Source organism: Paraburkholderia humisilvae, from assembly GCF_902859855.1.
GTDB classification, from domain to species: Bacteria; Pseudomonadota; Gammaproteobacteria; order Burkholderiales; family Burkholderiaceae; genus Paraburkholderia; species Paraburkholderia humisilvae.
In genome coordinates, this window is record NZ_CADIKH010000399.1 from 1 (window position 1) to 964 (window position 964).

Sequence of the window (964 nt, forward strand, 5' to 3'; positions counted from 1 at the left end):
CGGCCTTCACCGCGTGGATGCCTGCGCAATACCCGTCACAATGGTCGACGGCGGCGAAGACCCACACCAGAGCATCGTCCACGGTTTGGATACGAACCCCATCGGTTCCCCACATCTCGTTGGGCGTATCGGTTGTGATCCGGCCGTCGTGGAGATTGGCCTCGCCCCGCGGCCCGCGCTGCGGCGAAAGCAGATGGTGTTCGCGCATCAGACGCAGCACACGCTCACGCGAGGCCCGTATGTCGCCCAGAATGCGCAGACGGGCTCATACCTTGCGATGCCCCTCGCCGGTGAACGGCGAGCTTTCCAGATCATCCTGGATGGCTTGCAGCAAGGCGGCGTCCGGCACCCTCGGTTTGGGACCGCGTTTGAGCCTGGTGATGGGAGTGACGGTAGTCTTTGCCCTGGCGCGTTCGGCATGGATCGACGAACGAGGGAAATTGAGCGTCTGGCAAACGCGCTTCAGGCCATAGCGCCTGCCGGTCTCAGCGGAAGTCCCGTTGCTCATTTCGACGACTTCCGCGCGGCTAAAGGGGTACGTGCCTGCCGCTCGCGCTCCTTGTGCAGGATCTCGTTCTCCATGGTCAACTCGCCAACGCGGCGCATGGCCTCATTGAGCCGGGCTTCAAGAGGATCGCTGTGCCGCTCCTTCAGGCCCGCGTCCATCCCCGCCAGAGCCATCTCACGCCACGACTCAAGCCGCGCGATCGGCACGCCGGGCTCACGGGAAACGGCATCGACAGGCTCGCCGCGCAGCAGGCGAAGTACCACGCTGCGCTTTCTCCCGGTGGACCAGCGCCTGACTTCATCGGTTGCGCCACAGGCGCTTCCGGTCGCGCTACGCGCTCCTTCCAGCGCCTGCGGCGCAACAGCCTGTGTGGGCACCTTCTTCAGCATGAAAAGCTCCTTTTCTGGACAGCTGTTTTACAGCAAATCTGTGTCCAGAAAAATCCGGGCCGCGGCA

Annotated in this window: 2 protein-coding genes and 1 pseudogene; all 3 read right to left on the bottom strand. The window is 63.8% G+C overall.

Translation table 11 applies throughout. From position 1 onward, the window contains the following. Positions 1-220 (bottom strand): annotated as a pseudogene (locus tag HV796_RS43885) (IS3-like element ISMtsp5 family transposase); the annotation flags it as partial. Positions 221-265: 45 nt separating this feature from the next. Beyond that, on the bottom strand, positions 266-508 hold the full coding sequence (locus HV796_RS42760; protein WP_175233616.1) for a hypothetical protein: 243 nt from the start codon (positions 506-508) through the stop codon (positions 266-268). Beyond that, entirely contained in the window at positions 505-897 is a 393-nt protein-coding gene (locus tag HV796_RS42765; RefSeq protein ID WP_175233617.1) for an IS3 family transposase, read from the bottom strand. The genes HV796_RS42760 and HV796_RS42765 overlap by 4 nt, the downstream gene beginning before the upstream one ends. Positions 898-964 lie beyond the last annotated feature (67 nt).

Coding starts and splice junctions, on each gene's coding strand:
- HV796_RS42765 (WP_175233617.1), bottom strand. CDS start 897: ATGCTGAAGAAGGTGCCCACACAGGCTGTTGCGCCGCAGGCGCTGGAA.
- HV796_RS42760 (WP_175233616.1), bottom strand. CDS start 508: ATGAGCAACGGGACTTCCGCTGAGACCGGCAGGCGCTATGGCCTGAAG.